A 22,151-nucleotide genomic window follows, 5' to 3' on the forward strand; every position below is an offset into this window, starting at 1 on the left:
CTACGGCGACACCCACGTCAAGCAAACGGGCTAGATCGGACCGGTGCGAGTGCGCAAGATTGAGAAAAAAGGCGGATGAATCGACGGGTGAGGGTAGAATTCGAGAAGACGAATTAACCGCGGTAATTCGTCTGTTTTGGTTGCAGCTGCGGTTCACTGGCCTCGCTGGAAGGACCGCCGCGGCCGGGGTAGACTTCGAACAGCGGCATTGGGTGGGGGCTCAACGTTGGCATCAAAAAATCACGCGGCCCCTTTGCTGTAAATCCGTGAATCAAGGAAACAATGGCTCTGCTGGCGGAAGAAATTGTTGAAGAGTGGCTGAACAGACAGGGCTACTTCACCATTCGTGGCATTCGCCTTGGTGTCAACGAAATTGATCTCCTGGCCGTGCAACACCGGCCGGCAGCAGAACCGATCTGTCGGCATTTCGAGGTTCAGGCTTCGATGCGGCCGGTCAGTTACATTTCAAAAGTGCTGCAGGAGCCGACTTCATCGACCTTCTGCAGATGGGTGCAGGTACGCGCTGAAGAGGAAACGACTGCAAGCCATGTTCGAACAAACCTTCCGCAACATCGACGACGTCCTCTGGAAAGAGGAAGGATGTTCTACAGAGCTGGACTACACCGAGCAGACCTCGTGGATGCTGTTTCTCAAGTACCTGGATGACCTGGAGTACGAGCGTGCCCAGGAGGCGGAGCTGGTGGGCAAGTCTTACCCGTTCATCATCGATGAGCCTTGCCGCTGGTCCGCCTGGGCTGCACCCAAGAACGCCGCAGGGGAGTTCGACCATGACACAGCTCTCACCGGCGCCGACCTGATCGCCTTCGTCAACGGCGAGCTGTTCCCCTACCTGCAGGGCTTCCGGGATCGGGCCACTGGGCCGGACACCATCGAATACAAGATCGGTGAGATCTTCAGCGAGATCCGCAACAAGTTCGCCAGCGGCTACAGCCTGCGGGACGCCCTGGAGCTGATCGATGGCCTGAGCTTCCGCTCGCAGAAGCAGAAGCACGAGCTCTCCCACCTGTACGAGGCGAAGATCCGCAACATGGGCAACGCCGGGCGCAACGGCGGCGAGTACTACACGCCGCGCCCGTTGATCCGCGCGATGATCCAGGTGGTGAAGCCGCGCATCGGCGAGCGGATCTACGATGCGGCAGCTGGCTCGGCGGGCTTCCTCTGCGAGGCACATGACTATCTGCGCTTCGGCGCAGATGGGCAGGGTGACGGCAGCCACCTGTCCACCAGCGACCTGGACATCCTCCAGACCCGCACCTTCTACGCCAAGGAGAAGAAGAGTCTGCCCTATGTGATCGGGATCATGAACATGATCCTGCACGGCATCGAGGCACCCAATATCGTCCACACCAACAGCCTGACGGAAAACTTGAGCGACATTCAGGAGAAGGACCGCTTCGATGTGATCCTGGCCAATCCGCCGTTCGGTGGCAAGGAACGCAAGGAAGTCCAGCAGAACTTTCCGATCAAGACCGGCGAGACGGCCTTCCTGTTCCTGCAGCACTTCATCAAGTATCTGAAGGCCGGCGGTCGGGCCGCCATCGTCATCAAGAACACCTTCCTGTCCAACAGCGACAACGCCTCGCGCGCGCTCCGGAAGGAACTGCTGCAGAGTTGCAAGCTGCACACCATCCTCGATTGTCCGGGCGGCACATTCCTCGGCGCCGGCGTGAAGACCGTGGTGCTGTTCTTCGAGAAGGGCGCGCCAACGCGGAAGATCTGGTACTACCAGCTCGATCCCGGCCGCAGTCTGGGCAAGACCAACCCGCTCAATGACAACGACCTGAAGGACTTCGTCGCCCGACAGGCCGGCTTCGAGGAGTCGGAGAATGCCTGGACGGTAGACGCCAAGGACATCGACCCGGACAGCGTCGATCTGTCGGTGAAGAACCCCAACAAGGCCGAAGCCGAGCCCCTGCGCGATCCCGAGGTGATCATCAACGAGATCGAGTCGCTGGATAAGGAAAGTGAAGGGATCCTGGAAGGGATTCGGGGGATGCTATGAGGGAGGGGTGGGCCACGCTTCCTTTGGCGAAGGCTTGTTGCTTGTTCGCGGATGGAGACTGGATCGAAACGAAAGACCAGTCTGCCGAAGGGATTAGGCTTATTCAAACCGGAAATGTCGGACACGGTGAATTCAAAAACCGTGGGAATAGGGCCAGGTTCATCTCCGAGGCGACGTTCAAAAGACTGAGTTGCCAGGAGGTTTATGAGGGCGACTGCTTGGTTTCCCGGTTGCCTGATCCAGTGGGCCGATCGTGCATCGTTCCTGCAATTGATGCCAAGATGATTACGGCCGTTGATTGCACGATTTTGCGCTTCCACGCAGATAAACTGATCCCGGAATTCTTCAAATACTACTCGCAATCTGCTCAATACCTCGCCGACGTTGAGGTCTACTGCACTGGCGCGACGCGAAAGCGTATCAGCCGTAAGAATCTTGGCAGAGTGCACGTTCCCATTCCACCTCTCCCTGAACAAAAGCGCATCGTCGCCATCCTCGATGAAGCCTTCGCGGGAATTGCCACCGCCGTCGCCAACACCAAAAAGAACCTCGCCAACGCCCGGGAGTTGTTTGAGAGTTATCTGAACGCGATCTTTAGCCAGCGCAGCGAGGCATGGAAGTGCATTAAGTTCTCTGACGGAGTATCCGCCATACGTCCGCCTAGAAAGGTTCAACGGAAAGAGTTCCAAGACTCTGGACCGTTTCCAATCGTTTCTCAGGAGCACGGGAAAATAAATGGCCGTTGGTCACGGCGCGATGATGTGATTCATGTTGACCGACCAATTATCATATTTGGTGATCACACGCGTGTTTTTAAGTATATTGATTTCGACTTTGTTGCAGGAGCTGATGGAACAAAAATTCTGAGACCCGCTCCTTTCTTGCAGGCAAAATATCTTTATTATCTCGCGCAATCTCTTCCATTGAAGGGTATGGGATACGCTCGCCATTACCGCATTCTCAAGGACATGGAGGTGTGGTATCCAGAAGACTTTTCCGAACAGGAAGCCATAGCCACTCGGATCGATGAGCTGCTTGAGGAATTGAATCGGCTGGAAGCGGTATATAACCAGAAATTGAGTGCTCTTGCTGAACTAAAGCAATCCCTCCTGCAAAAGGCCTTCTCCGGCGAACTTACCGCCACACCACAGGACGAGATCGAGACCGCCCTGGCATGAACGAAGCCGAAACCCGCGCCGAACCGATCGAGCCAGCCCCGAAAGAAGTGGGCTGGGGCGTCGTTGAGGCCAGCCCGCTGCGAAGCAGGGTGTTTACCCTCGGCGGGCGGTTCCGGGCCGTTACAAGCGAGCCCAATTTCTTGATCGGGTTTTGATTCCAGCCTGCCACAAGCGCACCCTGGCAGCGGAGCACAGATCAAAATCGGTCGCTTAGCTCCTAGATCGGCCATCATTGGTTCTTGATCGGGTTTTGATCGCGGAGGTTTCAGCGGTACGACACTGATGGCCTCCTGCTCTGGCTCTCAATCCCGGAAAAACCCCTGGCCGGCTGGTTTGCGTACCGCAATCGTCGGGGGCGGGATGTGGTCCTGGCGGCCATAAAACGCTACACTCAGAGGCGGGCGGTAGACTGGCTGAGGCCACTGGGATACGCCAAATATTGCAGGGCCGAGCGGCAAATGCGGCTGCATTTTCAAGTATTTGCGGCTTAAATGACCTGTTTGCGCGAAGTCCCAAGTCGATCCACGGCGGTTCAGAGGTAGGAATTTGATGCAAGGTGCTCAAAACAGATTGGTTGGAGTGGGGTTGTATAGCGTCCCGGAAGCGTCACTCCTGAGCGGCGTTGCCTCCGCAGCCGTGCGTAGATGGCTTTTCGGCTATCAGTCCAGAAGCGAAGGCAAGATAGTCAGCCATCCCGGCCTGTGGAACGGGCAAATCGCGGCTACGGACGAGCGGGGCGTTGGATTCCTCGACCTGCTGGAGCTCAGGCTTGTCGCAGCGTTCAGGGCGCATGGTGTCAGTTTGCAGGCGATTAGAGCGGCCTCGGATTTCGCACGCCGCGCTTTCGGCAGGTCCCATCCGTTCACATTCAAACAGTTTCAGACTGATGGGCGCAGCATCTTCGCGGAGGTCGTGGAGCGTGGCGATGCCGAAGGCGATCCAGCGATGCTGGACTTGGTCAAACGCCAGTTTGTTTTCCGGCGTGTCATCCAGCCCTCGCTTAAAGGGGTGGTGTACGGAGAGACTGGGCAGGCCGAAGCCTGGCGTCCAGGCGAAAGTCGCTTTGTCATCCTTGATCCGCAACGCGCCTTCGGTAAGCCCATCGACAACCGGTCAGGCGTGCCGACTGAAGTGATCTACGCTGCCGTCAAGGCGGAAGGTGACCCCAAATTTGTCGCCCGCTTGTATGAAATGGACGTGCGTGCTGTGAAAGCTGCGGTTGCTTTCCAGAAAGCATTGGAAGCCGGTGAGACTGTTCATTGATGCCAATTTGCCACCGGCACTTGCGTTTGCGTTGGATAAGCTGACGCAACCAGAAGGTCATTCGGTTTCGCACCTGACCCAGCGGTTCTCTCGTTCAACGCCTGATCATGAGTGGATTTCAGCCTTGGCCACTGAGGGCGAATGGATCGTGATTACCCAAGACCGATTCAAGAAAAATGATCTGGAAAAGAAAGTCTTTCGAGAAAGCGGACTGACCGCATTTTTCCTGATGAAAGGCTGGAGTTCGCTGACTTACTGGGAAAAGTCTTGGAAGCTGGTGCGATGGTGGCCTGCCGTCATCGACCAGGCCGAGCGCGTTCAACCGGGCGCGAGTTTCGAGATCCCGGTGAACTTTTCCGGCAACGGTAAATTCAGGCAGTACAACTACTAGCCGATGAACGAAGCCGAAACCCGTGCTGAGCTGATCGACCCGGCCCTGAGGGAAGCAGGCTGGGGCGTGGTCGAGGCCAGCCGGGTCCGGCGCGAGGCGATCACCCTCGGTCGCCTTCAAGGTGCCGGCAAACGCGCGAAGCAGGACATCGCCGACTACGTGCTGATATATCGCGGTCAGAAGCTGGCGGTGATCGAGGCCAAGAAGCGCAGCCTGCCGGTGACTGAGGGACTGGCCCAGGCCAAGCGCTATGCCGAGCGCCTGCAGGCCCGCTTCGCCTACGCCACCAATGGTGATGGCATCTACCGGATAGACATGCAGACCGGGGCAGAAGGTCCGGTCGAAGCCTGGCCCACCCCGGAAAGCCTGTGGGCAGAGACCTTCGGCGACAGCGGCGGCGATCACAACAGCTGGCGGGAGCGCTTCGGTGCCGTGCCCTTCGAGGACAAGGGCGGGTTCTGGCAGGCGCGTTACTACCAGCACAATGCCATCAATCAGGCGCTGGAAGCCATTGCCGCCGGCCGTGACCGCATCCTGCTGACCCTCGCCACCGGCAAGACGGCGATTGCGTTCCAGATCGCCTGGAAGCTGTTCCATGCCCGCTGGAGCCTGGCCGCACGGGCCTCAGGTCAGCCGGGCCGCCAGCCGAGAATCCTGTTCCTCGCTGATCGCAACATCCTCGCCAACCAGGCCTTCAATGACTTTTCCGCCTTCCCCGAGGATGCGCTGGTGCGGATCGACCCGGAGAACATCCGCAAGCGTGGCCGGGTGCCGAAGAACGGCAATATCTTCTTCACGATCTTCCAGACCTTCATGACCGGGCGTGACGCGGCGGGCAACCCGGCGCCCAACTTCGGCGACTATCCGCCGGATTTCTTCGATTTCATCATCATCGATGAGTGTCACCGCGGCGGTGCCAATGACGAGAGCAACTGGCGCGGCATCATGGAGTACTTCCAGCCCGCCGTTCAGTTGGGTCTGACCGCCACGCCCAGGCGCAAGCACAATGCCGACACCTACGCCTACTTTGGCGAACCGGTCTACATCTACTCCCTGAAGGAAGGCATCAACGACGGCTACCTGACGCCATTCAAAGTGCGCCAGATTGCCACCACTCTGGATGACTACGTGTATACGCCCGACGATCAGGTGATTGAGGGCGAGGTTGAAGAGGATCGGCGCTATACAGAGGACGATTTCAATCGCGTCATCGAGATCAAGGAACGCGAGCGTTACCGGGTAAAGGTCTTCATGGACCAGATTGATCAGCGCGAGAAGACCCTGGTGTTCTGCGCCACCCAGGAACATGCCCTGGCGGTGCGCGACCTGGTCAACCAGCTCAAGACCAGCACCGACCCGCACTACTGCGAGCGCGTCACCGCCAACGACGGCAAGGAAGGCGAGCGCTTCCTGAAGCAGTTTCAGGACAACGAGAAGACCATTCCCACGATCCTCACCACCTCGCAGAAGCTTTCAACCGGCGTGGATGCGCGTAATGTCCGCAACATCGTCCTGATACGCCCCGTGAACACGATGATCGAGTTCAAGCAGATCATCGGCCGCGGCACGCGTCTGTTCGATGGCAAGGACTACTTCACGATCTATGACTTTGTGAAGGCCTACGAGCACTTCAACGATCAAGAATGGGACGGTGAGCCCCTGCAACCCGAGCTCTGTGAGACGTGCGGGAATCAGCCCTGCACTTGCCCCAAGGGAGATCCTCAGCCGTGCTCCATATGTGGTCAGCAGCCTTGTGTGTGCGAGAAGGTGCCACCCGAATCCTGCGAGGTCTGCGGGGAGCGGCCCTGCGTGTGCGAGAAACGCCGCAAGGTAAAGATCAAGCTGGCCGATGGTAAAGAACGAACCATCCAGCACATGAGTGCCACCAGTTTCTGGAGCCCTGACGGCAAGCCCATCTCGGCCGCCGAGTTCATCCAGAGATTGTTCGGCGATCTGCCCGAGCTGTTCAAGGACGAAGATGAACTTAGGCGCCTGTGGGGCCGTCCGGATACGCGCAGAAAACTGCTGGAGGGTCTGGAGGAAAAGGGCTATGGCCACGAGCAGCTGGCCGAAGTGGGCCAGTTGATCCAGGCCGAAAACAGCGACCTGTATGACGTGCTGGCCTACATCGCCTTCAATCTGGCGCCGGTCACCCGTGTCGAGCGGGTCGAGGCTCATCAGGCCCGCATTCTCCAGGGCCACGACTACGGTGAGCAGGAGTTCCTGCGATTTGTGCTAGGCCACTATGTTGCGCAGGGCGTCAGCGAACTCGATCTGGACAAGCTGCCCCAGCTCATCGAATTGAAGTACCACAGTCTGGGCGATGCTGTCTCCGAACTTGGCCCCGTGGGCCGTATTCGGGAGGTGTTTGTCGGGTTTCAGCGTTATCTGTATTGAAGCCAGAACAAGCTGATCGATGGAACCAGGGTTTCAATACCCCGCCTCATACGTCAGGCCGCGCAATCGTTTTTGGCGGTGCACACCGTTGCCGGGCGAGCCCAGCCAGAGCTACAGGCCATGCTCTGAAGCCCTGTGGCGGCACTCATTCAAGAAAGCAGGTGATATGTAATGACTGTCAAATGCCCATGCTGTACTTCCACAATTGTATTCCGCAAAAGGCTTAAGCTGATAACTGGCGGGCATATCTACTGCCCTTCTTGCACCTCAAAGTTGACTACCTCAATATTTTCTAGTGTTCTGATAAGCATTGCAGTTGGCGCACCTGCATATGCAGCCACTAAATGGTTGCTCATCAATGCGGAGATGGATAGAAGTACGACAATTATCTTGCCAGTACTTGTTATCCTATTGGTTTCGCAATTGATGTCGCCGCTTAAACAACTCGTCGCAGTGGAGTGATCTTCTCAAGCGCAAGGGCAATGTCCGCCAACGGGTCTTCGACACTCGCTCAGCAAGCGCGGTGATTGCAGGATGGAAAATTTCAAGGCGTGCGCCAGCTTCACTGCAACTGGCAGCCGGCTGATCCTTAGCGCGACTTGAAGCGCGGTGTGCGTTTCTCCATCCGCGCCTTCATCGCCTCGCGCTGGTTGCTGCCCAGCAGGACTTTCAGCTGCAGCCAGCGCTCGCGCCGCAGGGCGCGGCGTTCGGAAAGGACCCGGGTTTGCTGAAACAGGCGTTTGGCTGCAGCGACCGCATCAGGTGAGTGGACGGCGATGGTTTCTGCCAAGGCCAGGGCGGCGTTGAGCGGGTCATCGTCGATGCGCGTGATCAGGTGTTTGTCCAGCGCCTCCTGCGCGTCGAACTGGCGCCCGGTCAGAGTCAACTCCACGGCCTGGTCCAGCGGCAGCAGCTCGCGCAGGCACATAGTCTTTGGGGTACCGGGGCGATTCGGCCAGAAAGCCTGCGCTCCGATGCAATCACAGGCGCGCATACAGCGCACATTGCCCGCCAGCATGGTGACAGCAAGGTGAGCGGTACCTGAGGACGTGGCTTTGGCCAGATGACAGGCGTTCAGCAGCGTGGCATATTGAAGCCATGAATCTCTCACCGCGCCACAACAAAGCGACAGTCGAGCGGTGGCGAATGGTCGGCGTGGTGATGTGGCGTGGCGGCCTGGTGTTTGCGGCGGCCTATACCTTTTATTGGGGGGCCTGGCGGTTGATCCTGTTGTTGGACCGGCCGGCACAAATCACGATTGGGCTGGCCGTGGCGCTGGCAGGACTGGGGCTGGTCATGGTCTCGCTGATTCTGGAGCGGATGCAAGCGGCGCAAACGGAAGGAAATTTGCTGGATGATTAGGCTGTTGCGGATCGTCGGTTTTCTGCTGATTGCCGCCGGCCTGCTGCTGGCGGCGAGTTGGTTCATCGAGCCGCTGCGTCAGGCCTGGCCGCTACTGCTGGACCTGCCGTTGCCGATCCGGTTCGGCCTTGGTATTGCCGGGATCGGTTTGCTGGTGGTCTTCGCCACCGTGGTGCACGACAGCCTGACCGCCGATCAGCGGTCGCTGGAAGAACATCTGGGAGGAGACAAATGATTTTATTGACCACCGAAACCGTCCCCGGCCACGAGATCGAAAAAGCACTGGGCCTGGTCAGAGGCAATACCGTGCGCGCCAAGCACCTGGGCCGCGACATCGTCGCCGCCTTGCGCAACCTGGTCGGCGGCGAGATCGGCGAGTACAGCGAGATGATGATCGAGGCCCGCAACGAGGCGGTCAATCGCATGATCGCCCAGGCCGAGAAACTGGACGCCGATGCGATTGTTGCCGTCCGTCTGGTGACCTCCCAGGTGTCGACAGGCGCAGCCGAGTTGCTGGCGTATGGGACGGCGGTCAAGCTGCGCGAGTCTTCCGGCGACAAAAACGCTGCATCACACTAGCCTGAGGCCAAGCGGGCTGTGATCGAACATGACTTGTCGGATCCAATGCTTCGAGCTACGATACACCTTATATGCATTAAATGTACACATCATGCGCACGAATATAGAGATCGACGACGAGGTGATGGGCGAAGCGCTCAAGACCACCGGCTTGAAAACCAAACGAGAGGCAGTTGACCTGGCTCTGCGAACCCTGGTGCGGCTGCAACGGCAGAAGACTGTGCGGGATTATCGCGGTCGGCTGGGCTGGGAAGGGGACCTCGACGCGATGCGGCGCGATCGGTGATTCTGGTCGATTCCAGCGTCTGGATCGACTATTTTCGCGGTCAGATCACTCCGCAGACCAATCGGCTGGATGAATTTCTGGGCGTGGAGGCGCTTCTGGTCGGAGATTTGATTCTGGCCGAAGTGTTGCAGGGTTTCCGACATCAACGCGATTTCAACCAGGCCCGACGCCTGCTTGAATCCTTCGAAATTGTCGTTCTGAGCAACCCCTTACTGGCTGTCCAGGCGGCCCGCAACTTTCGCGAATTGCGCGCTCATGGAATCACCGTGCGCAAGACCATCGACACGGTGATCGCCACCTGGTGCATCGAAAACGACCATGCTTTGCTGCATAGCGATGGTGATTTCGACGCCTTCGAAAAGCATCTCGGCCTGGAGGTTGTGGATGATTAAGGACGCGTTTGCCGAAGTCGGCGATCAGAGCGCTGTCTGATCGCCTCCGCCCGAGATTGGGCCATCGCTCAGCAGCTGCACGCGCGAGTCGAGCTGGACCTGGCCGAGCACGCGCGAGGTCGCGTCGATGGTGACGGTGGGCGGGTCGCGGTCGTAGTCTTCGGGCAGGACGACGATGACATCGCCGGTCACTTCGCTGTCTTCCAGGATTTCGATGTTGCCGGCCTCCGGGTAGCGCGCGCGGCCGAAGCCGAACCAGCCGCGCTCGCCCGCGCCTTCGCTGATTTCGATGACCAGGTTGCCGACGACCGTGCTGGCCTGGCGAAGGACCAGGTCGCCGGTCCGGCTGCTGAGGTTGCCGACGACGCGCGCCTTGTCCAAGCGGATGGCGCCGTTGCGGCTGGTTGCGTTGCCTTCGATCAGGGATCCTGCGGCCAGTTCGATGCCACCGTTGCGGGCCGTCAGATCGCCAGCGACCGTGACGTTTTCGGCCACGCTGATTTTGCCGTTGCGGGTCTCGACGGCGCCGGAGACGGTGCTGTCGCGCCCCAGCCGCAGGCCGCCGTTGCGCGTTTTGACGCTGGCCACGGTGCTGCCGGCGCCGATGCTGATCGCACCGTTGCGGCTTTCGATGCTGCCGAGTTGACTGCCGGCCCCGATGCTTACGCCACCGTTGCGCGTTTCGATATCGCCGGCCGTGACCCGTTCGCCGAGGCGAACGCCGCCGTTGCGGGCGCTGATGCTGCCTTCGATACGGGCGTCGTCGTCCACCCGTACGCCGCTGTTGCGGGTTGCTATGGAGCCTTCATGGGTTGTCCCGGCGGCCACGTGGACGGGCGAATCGGCCAGTACAGGCAGGCTCAAGACCGCGCTCAGCGCCAGCACGGATAGCGAAATACGGCGCGAATTGAACTGGGTCATGGTGTGGGTGCTCCCAATGGCAGACAGTCAAGAACAATTGTGCGCGCGCAGGCTGCGGGCGTGCTAATGCCAGAAGTCAGGGTGAAGAAAGTCACGGCCTGCTTAAGCGCCGCGGGACCTCGCTTAAGGTTTGACCGGGGACTATGCGTGGCCTTCAAGCCAGCCCATGACGATGTGCGCGGCGTCTGCTCTGGTTGGCAGATCCAGATGACCGACGCCCTGGAGAATCTGCTGCGCCGCGGGGGTCAGCTGAAGCGGGTGGTCGGGATCGCGATGCCGTCCCAGGGCGCTGGCGACCGGCACCAGTCCATCGCCGAGCATGCGGGCGCGCCATTCGGTTGCGCTCTCGCCCAGGCAAGCGCCCAGGGTGAACAGCTGAAGCCCGGCGGGCAGCTTGAGCGGCACGCGCCGGTCGTGGGCAGAGCCGAGCACCCCGGCCTGCTGCCAGTCCTCGTCGACCAGGTTGCCGTGGCGTAAGTCGATGATGCCGGCTGAACGGATTGCGCCCAGTCGAACAAAGGGCCGGCTGAACGGGGTGAGCGCCAGGGTGCGGTCGACCAGGTGGCCGATGCGCTCCAGCGGCGCGCCGTGGTGCGGGCTGCCGAGCGTGATCAGGCGACGGGTTTTTGTCAGCCAGGCATGCCCCGAGGCCTCGGCCTGGTGGCAGGCGCTGCGGGCAACCAGTCCGCCCATGCTGTGGCCGATCAGGACCAGTTCATCGACCGGGCCCGGCCAGGCCGTCAGCAGTGCTTCGAGCTGATCGGCAAAATCGCGGCCGTTGTGCGAAATATGGCGGCCGGTGTTGTAGTGCAGGTGCAGCGGCAGATAGCCTGACGTTTCATCCAGCAGGCGCGGCAGGTCGGCGCGATCGATCTCGGCACTGGCCGGGGTCCAGTGACGATCATTCATGCACAGGCCGTGTAAAAAGACGGCGATTTTTCGCCGCGGCCGCGGCATCTGCGCGGCCAGAAGATCCGGCGCCGGTGACAAGGGCTGACCGTTGTGGCGCAGGGACATTTTCAGCGCCAGCGGGTTTTTGCTGGCTTCGAGGTGATCGCCGAGCACGCCGTTGAGCACGGCCAGCATGCGATCGCGCTGCGGCGTGGACTGCGATTGTTTAAGCCGCGGCACGATCTGGCCAAACGCCAGGTCCGTGGTGCTGCCGACCAGTCCGGTGATCCCGTAGATCGACCGGTAAACCAGCCCGGTAATGCCGCGCGTGCGACCGTTTCTGGAGGGCAGGCTGGGGCCCGAAACCCGGCCGATGGCGTAATGCATTTGTTCGACCAGTTCGGTTGTCCCGAGGACGCCGTCGATGCTCAGCCGGCTCAGGCCGTGCAGGTCCGAAGGGCGAAAATGGCGAAGCGCGCTCATAAGAGGTCCGGGTTAGCGCCGGTCGGTCGGGTTGTCGCCCGCGGGTCGGCCGGGATCGGGATGTCTGGCGCCGAAGCGCGCTCATGCTCGATTGTCTGGACTTTCCGCTTCATGGCAAAACTCGCTGGACTGGCCGGCCTTCAGCGACCGTGCCGCGTGGCCCACTCGTGCATAGTCCGCCCGCCGAACACCAATTGCAAGCGAGACGGTGGGTTTAGCGGCCTACTCGTCGCGGTTCCGCGGAGTCTTTTCCAGCGCCTCGAGCAGGTCTTCCGGAAGCTCCAGTTCGGGCTGGCTTTCGCGCAGCGCCCGCACGCGCTCGCGCGCGGCCTCGATCTGGCCGTCGGCCAGCAGCGCGCGGATATCGAGCACCGCCTGGGCCTTGGCTTGGGCTTGCGTCTCGGCCAGCCCGGACAGGAATGCGCGCTCGGTCGTCAATTCCGGGGCAGGAGCCGACTGGAGCTGAGCGTCGGCGGCCGGGCGCGGCAGCGCTGATCGCGCTGCCGGGGCGGCGTCTTCGCTGATCGCGGACGGGGCCGACGCCGACTCCTGCGGGCTTGGCGGCGGGGCTTGCTGCGGGGCTTGTTGCACGATAACGCCCACGGCCAGCACCAGTGCTCCGGCCGTGGCCAATCCGGCGATCCAGGGGCGCGGGCGGCGTCGCTGGTCCGACTCCAGCGCCTGCTCGGCGCGCGCGCGAATGATCCGGTCCAGGCCACTGTCGGGTTCGGCCTCGGCCTGCTCGCGGTACAGCGATTGAAGGTCTTTGTGCGGCATGTCAGCGCCGTTGTCCGGGCTTTGCGTCATGGTCCGGCCGCCTCCGGTCCGGGTCCAAGCAGGTTGCGCAGGCGCTTGACCGCGTAGCGCAGGCGGCTTTTGACCGTCTCGCGCCCGACCCCGCTGTGGGCGGCGATATCGGCCAGCGACAGTCCAGCCTCCTGCTGCAAAAGAAAGGCCTCGCGCTGTTCGGTCGACAGCTGCATCAGGGCCTGGCGCAGCTGCTGAGCCTGCTGATCGCGCGCGCTGGCCGAGTCGGGCTGCTGTTCGCTTGGCGCGGCGAGCCTGAGTTCGTCGAACTCACCGCTGCTGCCTTGCCGCTCGAGTGCGCGCCAGTGATCAACCAGGCGGTTGTGGGCGATGCGGAAGGCGTAGCGCTTGAAGCCTCGACTTTTACGGAAACGCGCTCGGGCATCGATGATGCGCGACCAGACGTCCTGGTACAGGTCATCGGCCGCCGCCCGGTCGCCCAGGGCATGCAAAAGGTAGCGATAAAGCGGTTGGCGATAGCGTTCATACAGCACCTCGAAAGCGCGCGCTTCACCGCGGGCATAGGCCAGCATGAGGTCGTCGTCGGTGCGCGCGTCGTCCATCGGGCAAGACTAACCAATCCCGGCCCCGCGCGTCGGGGCCGGGGGCGGTTGGTCAACGCCTGGCCAGCGACAGGCTCTCGGCCAGCCGGATCAGCTGCAGGAACTCGCCGCGGTAGCCGTCCGTATCATCGCCGCGGGCCTGGCTGGCCAGGGCGTGGATATCGGCCAGCGTGAACTGCTCCAAATGCTCACCGCCGCGCAGGTGCTGGCCGAAGGCGGCCACGGCTGCGGCGAAGGCCAGGTTGTCGCTCGCGGCGGGCTTGTCGGTCGACCGCACGGGTGTTTCGAGCAGCTGGCTGACCGATTCGCCTGGCGTTTTGTAGCGCAGCCGCACGAACGCCAGTTCATCGCCGTGGGCGCTGTCGGACTGGGAAGCCTGTTCACCGTAGCGCAACGGGTCGATGCGCTCGCCGCCGCTGCCGGTCAGGGCGACCTCGTACAGCGCAGTGACAGTGTGTCCGGCGCCGATATCACCGGCATCGACGGCGTCGTTGTTGAAGTCCTCGCGCTCGAGCTGGCGATTCTCGTAGCCGATCAGGCGGTACTCGGCGACCACGGCGGGGTTGAACTCGACCTGGATCTTGACGTCGCTGGCGATCGTCATCAGGGTGGAATGGCGCTCCTCGACCAGCACTTTACGGGCCTCGCTCAGGGTGTCGATGTAGGCGCTGTTGCCGTCGCCGGCCGCGGCCAGCTGGTCCATCAGGTAGTCGTTGTAGTTGCCGCCGCCCACGCCCAGCGTGGTCAGGCTGATGCCGGACTCGCGCTGCCGGCGAATCAGATCGAGCAGAGCCTCCTGGTCGACCGTGCCGACGTTGAAGTCACCGTCGGTGGCCAGGATCACGCGGTTGATGCCGCCTTTGATAAAGCCCTGGCGGGCCTGGCCGTAGGCCATGCGGAGGCCGTCGCCGCCGTTGGTTGAGCCGCCGGCCTGGAGCTGGTCCAGCGCCGCCATGATGGTTGCGGTCTGGTCGCCGGCGGTGGATTCCAGCACCACGCCGGTTCGGGCGGCATAGACCACAAGGGCGATCCGGTCGTTGGCACCCAGCTGGCGGGCCAGCAGCTTCAGGCCGTTGACCACCAGCGGCAGTCGATCGGGTCCGTTCATCGAGCCGGACACGTCAACCAGGAACACCAGGTTGGCCGGCGGGATGTCCTCCGGCGCAGGCGCATGGCCGCGAATGCCGATCTGCACCAGCCGGGTGCGGGCGTTCCACGGCGTGGCGGTCTGCTCGACGCTGACGCTGAACGGTGCCTGACGCGGATCCGGCCGCGGATAGTCGTAGCCGAAGTAGTTGATCATCTCTTCGACCCGGACGGCGTCGGCGGACGGCAGGCGGCCGCTCTGGAGCATCCGCCGGACGTTGGCGTAGCTGCCGGTATCGACGTCGATGCTGAAAGTCGAGACCGGGTCTTCGGCGGCTCGGCGGACGGGGTTGTCGTCGAAGTGCCGGTAGCGCTCGCGGTTCTGGTTCTGCGGCCGGTTGCCCGGATGGGTCGGTTGCCCCAGGACACGGCTGGCGTGGGCCGCGTCGCTGACAGCAATGCGCGGGGAGACGGCGATTTGCTCCAGTGCCACGGCCACTTCGGGCTCGGTGGGTGGGTGCAAGACCTCAGGCTGGGCCGGGGCGAAGGTGTCGTTGCCCGCTTGCCGGTCGGTTTCCGGTGCGCTGCAGCCGACCGCGGTCAGGACGGCCGCCAGGCCGATCATCAGGAGGGGTTTTGTGCTTTTCATGGGTCAGACTCCTTGGCAGGGTGATTGAGCGTTCACCACAAACAACGTCCGGACCGGCGAAAAGGGGTTAAACCGGCGATGTTGATTCCGTTTGGCGCCCCGTATACTAGAAACATCGACTGACCTGAAGGAAATTCCCCATGACCATCGTCCGCAGACTGGCTCTGATTTTTGCTGTCGGCGCGCTGGCCGCCTGTGGTGCCGGTGACGCGCCCGAAAACGATCGCGAAGCCGAGACGGCGTCGCAGGCCAAGCCCGAGGGGCTGGTGGTCCGCGGCCAGCTGTACTATCTCGAGCGCATTGCGCTGACGCCCGACAGCCTGGCGGTGGTCGAGGTCCGCGACGGTCAGGGTCCGGGTGCGCAGCTGCTGGCCGAATCTCGCGAGGAGCTGGGTAACCGTCAGGTGCCGATCGGCTTTGAGCTGCAGATCGACCCCGAGGCGGTTGAGGCATCGGACGCGCTGGTGCTACAGGCCGGGATCGTCTCCAGCCCGGGGCCGCTGCGCGTCACCGAGCCGGTCACCATCGAGCAGCGCTCCGGCGAGCTCGAGGTGGGGCAGCTCCGGCTCAGCCCGGTGCCGCAGATCGCCTTTGGCGTGACGTATCAATGCGCTGAGCGCAGCGTGGTGGTCGGGGCGCTGGGAGAGCAGGACTGGCTGGTTGTCGACAACGAGGTCTATGCCCTGAGCGCGCAGCCAGCCGCCTCCGGGGCGCGCTATGTTGCCGTGGACGACAGCGACACCGAGTTCTGGAGCAAGGGCGACGAGGCAACGGTGCGCGTGCGCGGCGAGAGGCTGCCGACCTGCGACCGGGTTGTTGCGCCGGAGCTCCCCTTTACCGCCCGCGGCCAGGAGCCGGGCTGGCATCTTCGGATCGATGAGGAAGCGATCGTGCTTCGCGCCCACTACGGCGAGCAGGACCTGACCTTTCCGCCGGCGCCCGCGCAGATCAGCGCCGCCGATTTTCGCTATGAAACCGAAAGCGAAGACCACCGCCTGACCGTGTTGGTCGATCGCCAGGCCTGTTCCGATACCATGGCGGATCTGGTCTATCCCTACCGCGTTCGCTATACCCTCGACGGTGTTGCCGAGCTGGGCTGTGGCGGTGACCCGGCCGAGGTGCTGATGGGCGGTGAATGGCAGATTGAGCAGATCGGCGATGAACCGGTGGTCGCCGGCACCGAGCCGACGATCGAGTTCCGGTTCGAGGACGGTGAGGCGCGCTTTGCCGGTCGCGCTTCCTGCAACCGCTACATGGGCGGGTTCAACCTGACCGGCGAAGGCCTTGAACTCACGCCGGCCGCCAGCACGCTGATGGCCTGTCCGGACGAGGCCCAGGCTCTACAGGAAAGACGCCTGCAGGCCCTGCTCGGCGAGGTTTACGGTTTCGGGATCGACGACAGCGGTCGCTTGCTGTTGCGCACGAGCGGTGGCGATATCGTCGCCGCCCACTAGCCCCGCCTGCCCGGGACCTATTCGTCGAGCAGGTCGGGTTGGCGGCGTTCTTCCGGCGGGTCAAACAACCGGACTTTCTTGCCGCCGTGGAAGACCAGCTTGAACTCGCGCCGGCTGACCGGCACGTAGCGGTCGTTGCCGCCGATCTCGACCTGGGCGCCTTCGGTGGCGGCGTAGCCGTGCTCGTCGACGCGCACCACCATCGTGGCCTTTGCGCCGGTATGGCAGATGGTCTTGAGCTCCTTGAGTTCGTCGGCCCAGGCCAGCAGGTAGCGGCTGCCCTCGAACAGCTCGCCGCGAAAGTCCGTTCTCAGGCCAAAAGCCAGTACCGGGATCTTGAGCTCATCGACGATTTCGCTCAAGCCGTAGACCTGGTCGCGCGTAAAAAACTGCGACTCGTCGGTGAGAACGCAGTGGATATTGCCGTCGGCGAGTTCGTTTTTGACCAGCCTCAGCGGGTCATCTTCGGGCCCGACGGCCAGCGCCGGCGCCTCGATGCCCACCCGCGAACGAATCACGCCGCCGCCGGCGCGGCTGTCGATGGCCGGACTGAGCAGCAGCGGACGCATGCCGCGCTCGGAGTAGTTGTAGGCCGACTGCAGCAGGACCGTGGTCTTGCCCGCGTTCATGGTCGAGTAGTAGAAATACAGCTTGGCCACGCTCAGGCCAGTTGATCAGCGGCGTGGGGTGTCGGTACGCACGTCCAGCCACAGCACGCTGCGATCCGGGTGAGCGTCGATCCATTCGTGCAAGACCTCGGCCACCTGGTCGCATTCGTCACAGTCGAGCCGGCGATAAAAAGCAAGGGTGACGTCGGCGAGCGGCAGATCCTCGATCGCGATGCGGTCGCCTTCCGGGGTCCGGGTCCGCTCGAGCAGCCGATCCAGTCGGACCATGGAGCGTTCGCCGCGGTTGGACTGGATGATCATTTCGAGCTCGCGCAGGAAGCCGGGCCGGAAGCCGCCGAGGTGGAAAGCGGCCGAGAGCTCGGCGTGATAGACGTAGAGCTGCGGTACGCGGACCACGATGCCGTCGGTCTTGGCGGCGGTGCGCAGGTTGCCGACCACCCGCTGCTGCTGGGCCATGACTTCGTAGCGCTGGAACAGCTCGATTTTCTCAAGCTCGGCCGCAGCTGAGAGCGGCAGCGCACCCGCGCAGAATAGGAGAATCGCGATTCGCAACATGCGCTCAGTATATCGTCTGGGCTGTGGGTGACCGGTGCCCGATCGGCTACAATCTCGCGCCCCGCCTTCGCCACAGCGATTCGATGATCCAGCTCAATCCCCAGCAAAAGGCAGCGGTCACGCACCTGGGCTCGCCCCTGCTGGTGCTGGCCGGGGCGGGCTCGGGCAAGACCCGGGTGATCACCGAAAAAATCGCCTGGCTGATCGATCGCGGCCATTACCCGCCCGACCGGATCGCCGCGATCACCTTCACCAACAAGGCCGCGCGCGAGATGAAGACGCGCGTGAGCAAGCGCTTGAAGCGCGGCCGGGCCGAAGGTCTGACGGTCTGCACCTTTCACTCGCTGGGCTGGCGCATCCTGCGCGAGGAGCCCGAAGCCAGCGGAAGGCGCAAGGGCTTGAGCATTCTTGATCAGCACACGGCCGCCGACCTGGTGCGCGAACTGCTGCCGGCCGGGGCCAAGAACGACATGGTCTACGCGGTCCAGGCCGGCATCGGCCGCTACAAGGACGCCGGCATTGAACCCGAGGCGGCCCTGGCCCGCGCCGAGGACGACAACGATGCCCGCGCCGCGCGCCTGTACCGGGAATACTGCGATCGTCTGAGCGCGCTCAACGCGGTCGATTTCGACGACCTGATCGCGCTGCCGGCCAAGCTTCTGTCCGACCCGGTCGTCCGGACCCGCTGGCGCCGGCGCCTGGCCTATCTGCTGGTCGATGAGTATCAGGACACCAGCGCCGCCCAGTACCGGCTGCTGCAGCAGCTCGTCGGTGACCTCGGCGCGTTCACCGCCGTAGGCGACGACGACCAGTCGATTTACGGCTGGCGCGGCGCGCGACCGGAAAACCTGAGCCTGCTGGCGGCCGACTTCCCCAACCTGGCGGTGGTGAAGCTGGAGCAGAACTATCGTTCCACCGGCAAGATTCTGCAGGCCGCCAACGCCGTCATCGCCGGCAACCCCCATGAGCTGGAAAAGAAACTGTGGAGCGAGCTGGGTCCCGGCGACCAACTGACGGTCATGACCTATGCCGACGAGGCCGACGAAGCCGAAGGGATCGCGCGTGACATCCTCGGCGCCCATCACGGCAGCCGGGTGGCCTGGGGCGAGTGTGCGGTGCTGTACCGCTCCAACTTTCAGGCCCGGGCGCTGGAGCAGCAGTTGCGCGAGCACGGCATTCCCTACCTTGTATCGGGCGGTCCGAGCTGGTTTGATGCGCGCGAAATTCGCGACGGCTTGTCCTACCTGCGCCTGCTGGTCAATCCGCAAGACAACCCGGCTTTCCTGAGGGTGGCCAACGCCCCGCGCCGCGGCCTGGGCTCGAGCGCGATGGCGCGCCTGGGCAGTTACGCCGATGCGACCGGCAAAAGCCTGTTCGACGCCGCGCTGGATCCGCTGTTCCAGGCCGAGCTGGGCGCAAATACGGCACGCGCCTTCCGCGTTTTCACCAACCTGCTGATCGAATTCAATGATCGGGTCGAGCGTTGCGAGCTCAGCGACATCGGCCCGGTTTTCGCCGAGCTGATGGATCACGTCGACTACCTGGAGTGGCTGACCGGACAAGACGATGAGCCGAAAAAAGCCGACCGCCGCCGCCGCAACCTGGACGACCTGACCGGCTGGATCACCCGCTTGGGCAGCGACGTCGATTCGGCCCAGGAACTGCTGGCGCGGGTCTCGCTGGTGGCCGGGCCGGACGATGACCGCAACGACGGCGCCGACCTGGTCCGGCTGATGACCCTGCACGCGGCCAAGGGGCTGGAGTTCCCGCGCGTGTGGCTGGCCGGCTGCGAGGAAGGCCTGCTGCCGCATCAGAAAAGCATCGACGAGGGCCAGATCGAAGAGGAGCGCCGGCTGATGTACGTCGGCATCACCCGCGCCGGGCGCCGCCTGGTCATCAGTCACTGCCGGGCTCGCCGGCGGCAGCGCGAAAGCCGGGAATGTCAGCCCAGTCGTTTTCTTGACGAGCTGCCGCCAGAGATTGTCGATTGGCCGGGCCGGGCCGGCAAGGAAAAGCCGACCGCCGACGATGCCAAGGCCAATATTGCAGCGCTCAAAGCCCTGCTGGAGGGCTGAAGCGGGGTACCATTCCGGTCATGACCGCTTTTGCCCGATACTGGCTGCTTCCCCTGTGCGCGCTGCTGGCGCTGAGCGCGTGCCGGGCCGAGGAACCGTGGGTCGAGGTCAATGGCCAGCGGTTCGAGGTCGAAATCGCAGCCGACGACCAGTCGCGGGCCATGGGCCTGATGTTTCGCGACGAGCTGGCCGAAGATCGCGGCATGTTCTTCCTGTTCCGGCGCGAGGCCCCGCGCTCGTTCTGGATGATGAATACCCGGATTCCGCTGGATATCATCTACCTCGACCGCGAGCTGCGCGTGGTCAGCATCGTCGCCAACGCCCGCCCGTGCCGACGGTCGCCGTGCCCGAGCTACCCCAGTCGCGGGCCGGCGCAGTTCGTCCTCGAACTCAACGCCGGCCAGGCGGCCGCGATGGGGCTCGAGCCGGGCGATCAGTTGTCCGTGGCGGGTATCGACCTCGACTCGGCGCGGTAGCCAGGACTGTTTTTTCGGCCGTCAGTTCTTGATTCGAGTCGAATCCTGGGGTATAAAGGCGGGCTAGTTTCGTATTTGCCAGGATTGAATCGTCATGTCCCGAGTGTGTCAGGTGACCGGCAAGCGCCCGCTGGTCGGAAATAACGTCTCCCACGCCAACAACAGAACCAGAAAGCGCTCGCTGCCGAATCTGCACAGCCATCGCTTCTGGGTCGAAAGCGAGAATCGCTGGGTGAAGCTGCGCGTGTCCACCAAGGGACTGCGCGTAATCGACAAAAACGGAATCGACCGGGTGCTCGCCGACATGCGCGCGCGTGGCGAAAAGGTTTAAAGGAGAGTCAGCATGGCAGGTAGCGCTCGCGACAAGATCAGGATGGTCTCATCGGCCGGCACGGGTCATTTCTATACCACCAATAAAAACAAGAAGAACACCCCGCAAAAGCTGGAGTTCAAGAAATACGACCCGGTGGTCCGCAAGCACGTGATCTACAAGGAAGCGAAGATCAAATAACCGAACGCCCGTCGGAACGATCTGAACGTCAAGCGCCGGGCCCCAAGCCCGGCGTTTTTTATGCCGCCCGTCTGAGAGGCGGCCCGGACTTGCTTCTGCTAGACTGGAAGTAACCAGAACTTATCGTGCATTTGCCGTTCCAACAACACTGCTGTCACCTTACAAAGCGACACCGATGCGATTTTTGCTCTACAGCCTGATGCTCGCCGTTGCCCTGACCCTGGGGACGGGCGCGCGTGCTCAGCTGGGCGACATCGAGTCCGGGGAATCGCTGCAGACCGCCTCCTCTCAGTCCAGGCTCAGCCTGTTCGGTGCGCGCGACGCGGCGGGCCTGCCCGGGCCGCGGCCGCGCTTGACGATGTCGCTGCCGCTGCGAGGAGACAGCTTGCCGGCGGCCGACCAGGACCGGATGTTCTCCTGGTCGCTGGAAGCCTGGCAGCTCAACACGGCCAGCCTCGCCCACATCCAGTGCAACCGGCTCACCCCTTCGATTGATTCGTTTCTTGCCGAAGACTGCCGCTTTGTGGAAGACCCCGTGCCTCAGGGCTCGGTCAATCTGATGCGGGTCAGCGGGCAGTGGACGGCGGCACCGGGGCTGGATTTCAACGTCGGCGCGTTTTCCGCCCGCTCTGACGGCGGCGATGCGCTGCCGGCGGCAGAGACCATTCTGTTCCCTGGCGCTGATCCCCTGGCGGGGATGCGGACCGGCGAAGGGCTGGACGCGGGCGTGAGTTTCGGGATTGCCAACGAAAAGGTCGGGGATTTCCTGATCGGATTGCAGGTGGCGCGCTATCGGCAGCGCATGAGCCTGCTTGATCTTGGCCTCGACCAACAGCGTCTCGGCGCCCTGGCGGGCGGCGACCTCGAGCGCTACGCCAATAGCGCCCAGCTGGCCCTCGGCTGGCGTCGCGGCCGGTTCAGCGGCGATCTGCTGGGCCAGACCCGCGACGTGCCGGTGTGGCTGGCGCCAGGCCAATATGGCCAGGCGATCCTGAATTCTTTCGATCTGGAGTTCTCCTGGCGCGCCGTGCGCAGCGCTTCGATTTCCATTGGCGTGAGCAATGTGCTCGACGCGGCGCCGCGCAGCCTGGATGAACCTGCGCTCGACCCTGTTCTGGAAGATCCGATGGAGCAGATTTACGGTCGCATTCCCTACGTTCGCTACAAGCATGACCTGTAA

Annotated in this window: 25 protein-coding genes; 17 read left to right on the forward strand and 8 right to left on the reverse strand. The window is 62.7% G+C overall.

Annotated features, from left to right (window positions below; translation table 11 throughout):
- The first annotated feature begins 547 nt into the window (after positions 1-547).
- The 6 genes from G3I74_RS07210 (at position 548) to hsdR (ending at position 7,252) form a co-directional block, all read left to right on the forward strand.
- Positions 548-2,023: a class I SAM-dependent DNA methyltransferase gene (locus G3I74_RS07210; RefSeq protein ID WP_164210915.1), complete on the forward strand. Its 1,476-nt coding sequence runs from the start codon at positions 548-550 to the stop codon at positions 2,021-2,023.
- Between the two features lie 41 nt (positions 2,024-2,064).
- On the forward strand, positions 2,065-3,201 hold the full coding sequence (locus tag G3I74_RS07215) for a restriction endonuclease subunit S (protein ID WP_239056724.1): 1,137 nt from the start codon (positions 2,065-2,067) through the stop codon (positions 3,199-3,201).
- Positions 3,198-3,356, forward strand: coding sequence for a hypothetical protein (locus tag G3I74_RS07220; protein ID WP_164210916.1), 159 nt, complete (start codon positions 3,198-3,200; stop codon positions 3,354-3,356). Before G3I74_RS07215 ends, G3I74_RS07220 begins: the two co-directional genes overlap by 4 nt.
- 394 nt (positions 3,357-3,750) lie before the next feature.
- Positions 3,751-4,464 (forward strand): MerR family transcriptional regulator, encoded by a 714-nt coding sequence (locus G3I74_RS07225; RefSeq protein WP_164210917.1) that lies wholly within the window; start codon positions 3,751-3,753, stop codon positions 4,462-4,464.
- Positions 4,448-4,855 (forward strand): DUF5615 family PIN-like protein, encoded by a 408-nt coding sequence (locus G3I74_RS07230; RefSeq protein WP_164210918.1) that lies wholly within the window; start codon positions 4,448-4,450, stop codon positions 4,853-4,855. The genes G3I74_RS07225 and G3I74_RS07230 overlap by 17 nt, the downstream gene beginning before the upstream one ends.
- Before the next feature lie 3 nt (positions 4,856-4,858).
- Positions 4,859-7,252, forward strand: a complete 2,394-nt coding sequence (gene hsdR, locus G3I74_RS07235) for an EcoAI/FtnUII family type I restriction enzme subunit R (protein WP_164210919.1) — start codon at positions 4,859-4,861, stop codon at positions 7,250-7,252.
- Positions 7,253-7,841: 589 nt separating this feature from the next.
- Here hsdR and G3I74_RS07240 read toward each other — a convergent pair.
- A complete protein-coding gene (locus G3I74_RS07240; protein ID WP_164210920.1) occupies positions 7,842-8,180 on the reverse strand; it encodes an enoyl-CoA hydratase-related protein in 339 nt (112 codons plus the stop codon).
- A 170-nt stretch (positions 8,181-8,350) separates the two neighbouring features.
- On the opposite strand from G3I74_RS07240, the gene G3I74_RS07245 reads away from it, so the two are divergent.
- From G3I74_RS07245 to vapC, 5 genes are all read left to right on the forward strand, one after another.
- The gene (locus tag G3I74_RS07245) at positions 8,351-8,614 is read left to right on the forward strand and encodes a hypothetical protein (protein WP_164210921.1); all 264 of its coding nucleotides are present in this window, start codon (positions 8,351-8,353) and stop codon (positions 8,612-8,614) included.
- Positions 8,607-8,849 (forward strand): hypothetical protein, encoded by a 243-nt coding sequence (locus tag G3I74_RS07250; protein WP_164210922.1) that lies wholly within the window; start codon positions 8,607-8,609, stop codon positions 8,847-8,849. The genes G3I74_RS07245 and G3I74_RS07250 overlap by 8 nt, the downstream gene beginning before the upstream one ends.
- Complete coding sequence (locus G3I74_RS07255) at positions 8,846-9,193, forward strand: YbjQ family protein (protein WP_164210923.1); 348 nt, start codon at positions 8,846-8,848, stop codon at positions 9,191-9,193. The genes G3I74_RS07250 and G3I74_RS07255 overlap by 4 nt, the downstream gene beginning before the upstream one ends.
- A gap of 91 nt (positions 9,194-9,284) precedes the next feature.
- Positions 9,285-9,479 carry a type II toxin-antitoxin system VapB family antitoxin gene (locus G3I74_RS07260; RefSeq protein ID WP_164210924.1) on the forward strand — a complete coding sequence of 65 codons (195 nt, stop codon included), beginning with the start codon at positions 9,285-9,287 and terminating at the stop codon, positions 9,477-9,479.
- Complete coding sequence (gene vapC, locus G3I74_RS07265) at positions 9,476-9,871, forward strand: type II toxin-antitoxin system VapC family toxin (protein ID WP_164210925.1); 396 nt, start codon at positions 9,476-9,478, stop codon at positions 9,869-9,871. The genes G3I74_RS07260 and vapC overlap by 4 nt, the downstream gene beginning before the upstream one ends.
- Before the next feature lie 24 nt (positions 9,872-9,895).
- Here the strand turns inward: vapC and G3I74_RS07270 are convergent, their stop codons facing one another.
- From G3I74_RS07270 to G3I74_RS07290, 5 genes are all read right to left on the reverse strand, one after another.
- A complete protein-coding gene (locus G3I74_RS07270; protein WP_164210926.1) occupies positions 9,896-10,792 on the reverse strand; it encodes a DUF4097 family beta strand repeat-containing protein in 897 nt (298 codons plus the stop codon).
- 141 nt (positions 10,793-10,933) lie between these two features.
- On the reverse strand, positions 10,934-12,166 hold the full coding sequence (locus G3I74_RS07275; RefSeq protein ID WP_164210927.1) for an esterase/lipase family protein: 1,233 nt from the start codon (positions 12,164-12,166) through the stop codon (positions 10,934-10,936).
- A gap of 222 nt (positions 12,167-12,388) precedes the next feature.
- Positions 12,389-12,973 carry a hypothetical protein gene (locus G3I74_RS07280; protein WP_164210928.1) on the reverse strand — a complete coding sequence of 195 codons (585 nt, stop codon included), beginning with the start codon at positions 12,971-12,973 and terminating at the stop codon, positions 12,389-12,391.
- Positions 12,970-13,536, reverse strand: coding sequence for a sigma-70 family RNA polymerase sigma factor (locus G3I74_RS07285; protein ID WP_164210929.1), 567 nt, complete (start codon positions 13,534-13,536; stop codon positions 12,970-12,972). The genes G3I74_RS07280 and G3I74_RS07285 overlap by 4 nt, the downstream gene beginning before the upstream one ends.
- A gap of 52 nt (positions 13,537-13,588) precedes the next feature.
- Positions 13,589-15,271, reverse strand: coding sequence for a vWA domain-containing protein (locus G3I74_RS07290; RefSeq protein ID WP_203594612.1), 1,683 nt, complete (start codon positions 15,269-15,271; stop codon positions 13,589-13,591).
- 140 nt (positions 15,272-15,411) lie between these two features.
- Here G3I74_RS07290 and G3I74_RS07295 point away from each other — a divergent pair, with 140 nt between their 5' ends.
- Positions 15,412-16,725 carry an META domain-containing protein gene (locus G3I74_RS07295; protein WP_164210930.1) on the forward strand — a complete coding sequence of 438 codons (1,314 nt, stop codon included), beginning with the start codon at positions 15,412-15,414 and terminating at the stop codon, positions 16,723-16,725.
- A 17-nt stretch (positions 16,726-16,742) separates the two neighbouring features.
- Here the strand turns inward: G3I74_RS07295 and G3I74_RS07300 are convergent, their stop codons facing one another.
- The gene (locus G3I74_RS07300; RefSeq protein WP_164210931.1) at positions 16,743-17,384 is read right to left on the reverse strand and encodes a thymidine kinase; all 642 of its coding nucleotides are present in this window, start codon (positions 17,382-17,384) and stop codon (positions 16,743-16,745) included.
- A gap of 15 nt (positions 17,385-17,399) precedes the next feature.
- The gene (locus G3I74_RS07305; protein ID WP_164210932.1) at positions 17,400-17,909 is read right to left on the reverse strand and encodes a hypothetical protein; all 510 of its coding nucleotides are present in this window, start codon (positions 17,907-17,909) and stop codon (positions 17,400-17,402) included.
- 83 nt (positions 17,910-17,992) lie between these two features.
- On the opposite strand from G3I74_RS07305, the gene G3I74_RS07310 reads away from it, so the two are divergent.
- The 5 genes from G3I74_RS07310 to G3I74_RS07330 all read left to right on the forward strand — a co-directional run bounded on the left by G3I74_RS07310 (position 17,993) and on the right by G3I74_RS07330 (position 22,151).
- A complete protein-coding gene (locus tag G3I74_RS07310) occupies positions 17,993-19,984 on the forward strand; it encodes an ATP-dependent helicase (protein ID WP_164210933.1) in 1,992 nt (663 codons plus the stop codon).
- Between the two features lie 20 nt (positions 19,985-20,004).
- Positions 20,005-20,460: a DUF192 domain-containing protein gene (locus tag G3I74_RS07315; protein ID WP_164210934.1), complete on the forward strand. Its 456-nt coding sequence runs from the start codon at positions 20,005-20,007 to the stop codon at positions 20,458-20,460.
- A 94-nt stretch (positions 20,461-20,554) separates the two neighbouring features.
- Complete coding sequence (gene rpmB, locus G3I74_RS07320; protein ID WP_164210935.1) at positions 20,555-20,791, forward strand: 50S ribosomal protein L28; 237 nt, start codon at positions 20,555-20,557, stop codon at positions 20,789-20,791.
- Between the two features lie 12 nt (positions 20,792-20,803).
- Positions 20,804-20,971: a 50S ribosomal protein L33 gene (gene rpmG, locus G3I74_RS07325; RefSeq protein WP_164210936.1), complete on the forward strand. Its 168-nt coding sequence runs from the start codon at positions 20,804-20,806 to the stop codon at positions 20,969-20,971.
- A gap of 175 nt (positions 20,972-21,146) precedes the next feature.
- Entirely contained in the window at positions 21,147-22,151 is a 1,005-nt protein-coding gene (locus G3I74_RS07330; RefSeq protein WP_164210937.1) for a hypothetical protein, read from the forward strand.

This window comes from Wenzhouxiangella limi (assembly GCF_010499265.1).
Classification (GTDB): domain Bacteria; phylum Pseudomonadota; class Gammaproteobacteria; order Xanthomonadales; family Wenzhouxiangellaceae; genus Wenzhouxiangella; species Wenzhouxiangella limi.

Bases quoted from the DNA above. Each gene is read 5' to 3' on its own strand.
- G3I74_RS07210 (WP_164210915.1), top strand. From the start codon at position 548: ATGTTCGAACAAACCTTCCGCAACATCGACGACGTCCTCTGGAAAGAG.
- G3I74_RS07220 (WP_164210916.1), top strand. From the start codon at position 3,198: ATGAACGAAGCCGAAACCCGCGCCGAACCGATCGAGCCAGCCCCGAAA.
- G3I74_RS07225 (WP_164210917.1), top strand. From the start codon at position 3,751: ATGCAAGGTGCTCAAAACAGATTGGTTGGAGTGGGGTTGTATAGCGTC.
- hsdR (WP_164210919.1), top strand. From the start codon at position 4,859: ATGAACGAAGCCGAAACCCGTGCTGAGCTGATCGACCCGGCCCTGAGG.
- G3I74_RS07240 (WP_164210920.1), bottom strand. From the start codon at position 8,180: ATGTGCCTGCGCGAGCTGCTGCCGCTGGACCAGGCCGTGGAGTTGACT.
- G3I74_RS07245 (WP_164210921.1), top strand. From the start codon at position 8,351: ATGAATCTCTCACCGCGCCACAACAAAGCGACAGTCGAGCGGTGGCGA.
- G3I74_RS07250 (WP_164210922.1), top strand. From the start codon at position 8,607: ATGATTAGGCTGTTGCGGATCGTCGGTTTTCTGCTGATTGCCGCCGGC.
- G3I74_RS07255 (WP_164210923.1), top strand. From the start codon at position 8,846: ATGATTTTATTGACCACCGAAACCGTCCCCGGCCACGAGATCGAAAAA.
- G3I74_RS07260 (WP_164210924.1), top strand. From the start codon at position 9,285: ATGCGCACGAATATAGAGATCGACGACGAGGTGATGGGCGAAGCGCTC.
- G3I74_RS07270 (WP_164210926.1), bottom strand. From the start codon at position 10,792: ATGACCCAGTTCAATTCGCGCCGTATTTCGCTATCCGTGCTGGCGCTG.
- G3I74_RS07275 (WP_164210927.1), bottom strand. From the start codon at position 12,166: ATGAGCGCGCTTCGCCATTTTCGCCCTTCGGACCTGCACGGCCTGAGC.
- G3I74_RS07280 (WP_164210928.1), bottom strand. From the start codon at position 12,973: ATGACGCAAAGCCCGGACAACGGCGCTGACATGCCGCACAAAGACCTT.
- G3I74_RS07285 (WP_164210929.1), bottom strand. From the start codon at position 13,536: ATGGACGACGCGCGCACCGACGACGACCTCATGCTGGCCTATGCCCGC.
- G3I74_RS07290 (WP_203594612.1), bottom strand. From the start codon at position 15,271: ATGAAAAGCACAAAACCCCTCCTGATGATCGGCCTGGCGGCCGTCCTG.
- G3I74_RS07295 (WP_164210930.1), top strand. From the start codon at position 15,412: ATGACCATCGTCCGCAGACTGGCTCTGATTTTTGCTGTCGGCGCGCTG.
- G3I74_RS07305 (WP_164210932.1), bottom strand. From the start codon at position 17,909: ATGTTGCGAATCGCGATTCTCCTATTCTGCGCGGGTGCGCTGCCGCTC.
- G3I74_RS07310 (WP_164210933.1), top strand. From the start codon at position 17,993: ATGATCCAGCTCAATCCCCAGCAAAAGGCAGCGGTCACGCACCTGGGC.
- G3I74_RS07315 (WP_164210934.1), top strand. From the start codon at position 20,005: ATGACCGCTTTTGCCCGATACTGGCTGCTTCCCCTGTGCGCGCTGCTG.
- rpmB (WP_164210935.1), top strand. From the start codon at position 20,555: ATGTCCCGAGTGTGTCAGGTGACCGGCAAGCGCCCGCTGGTCGGAAAT.
- rpmG (WP_164210936.1), top strand. From the start codon at position 20,804: ATGGCAGGTAGCGCTCGCGACAAGATCAGGATGGTCTCATCGGCCGGC.
- G3I74_RS07330 (WP_164210937.1), top strand. From the start codon at position 21,147: ATGCGATTTTTGCTCTACAGCCTGATGCTCGCCGTTGCCCTGACCCTG.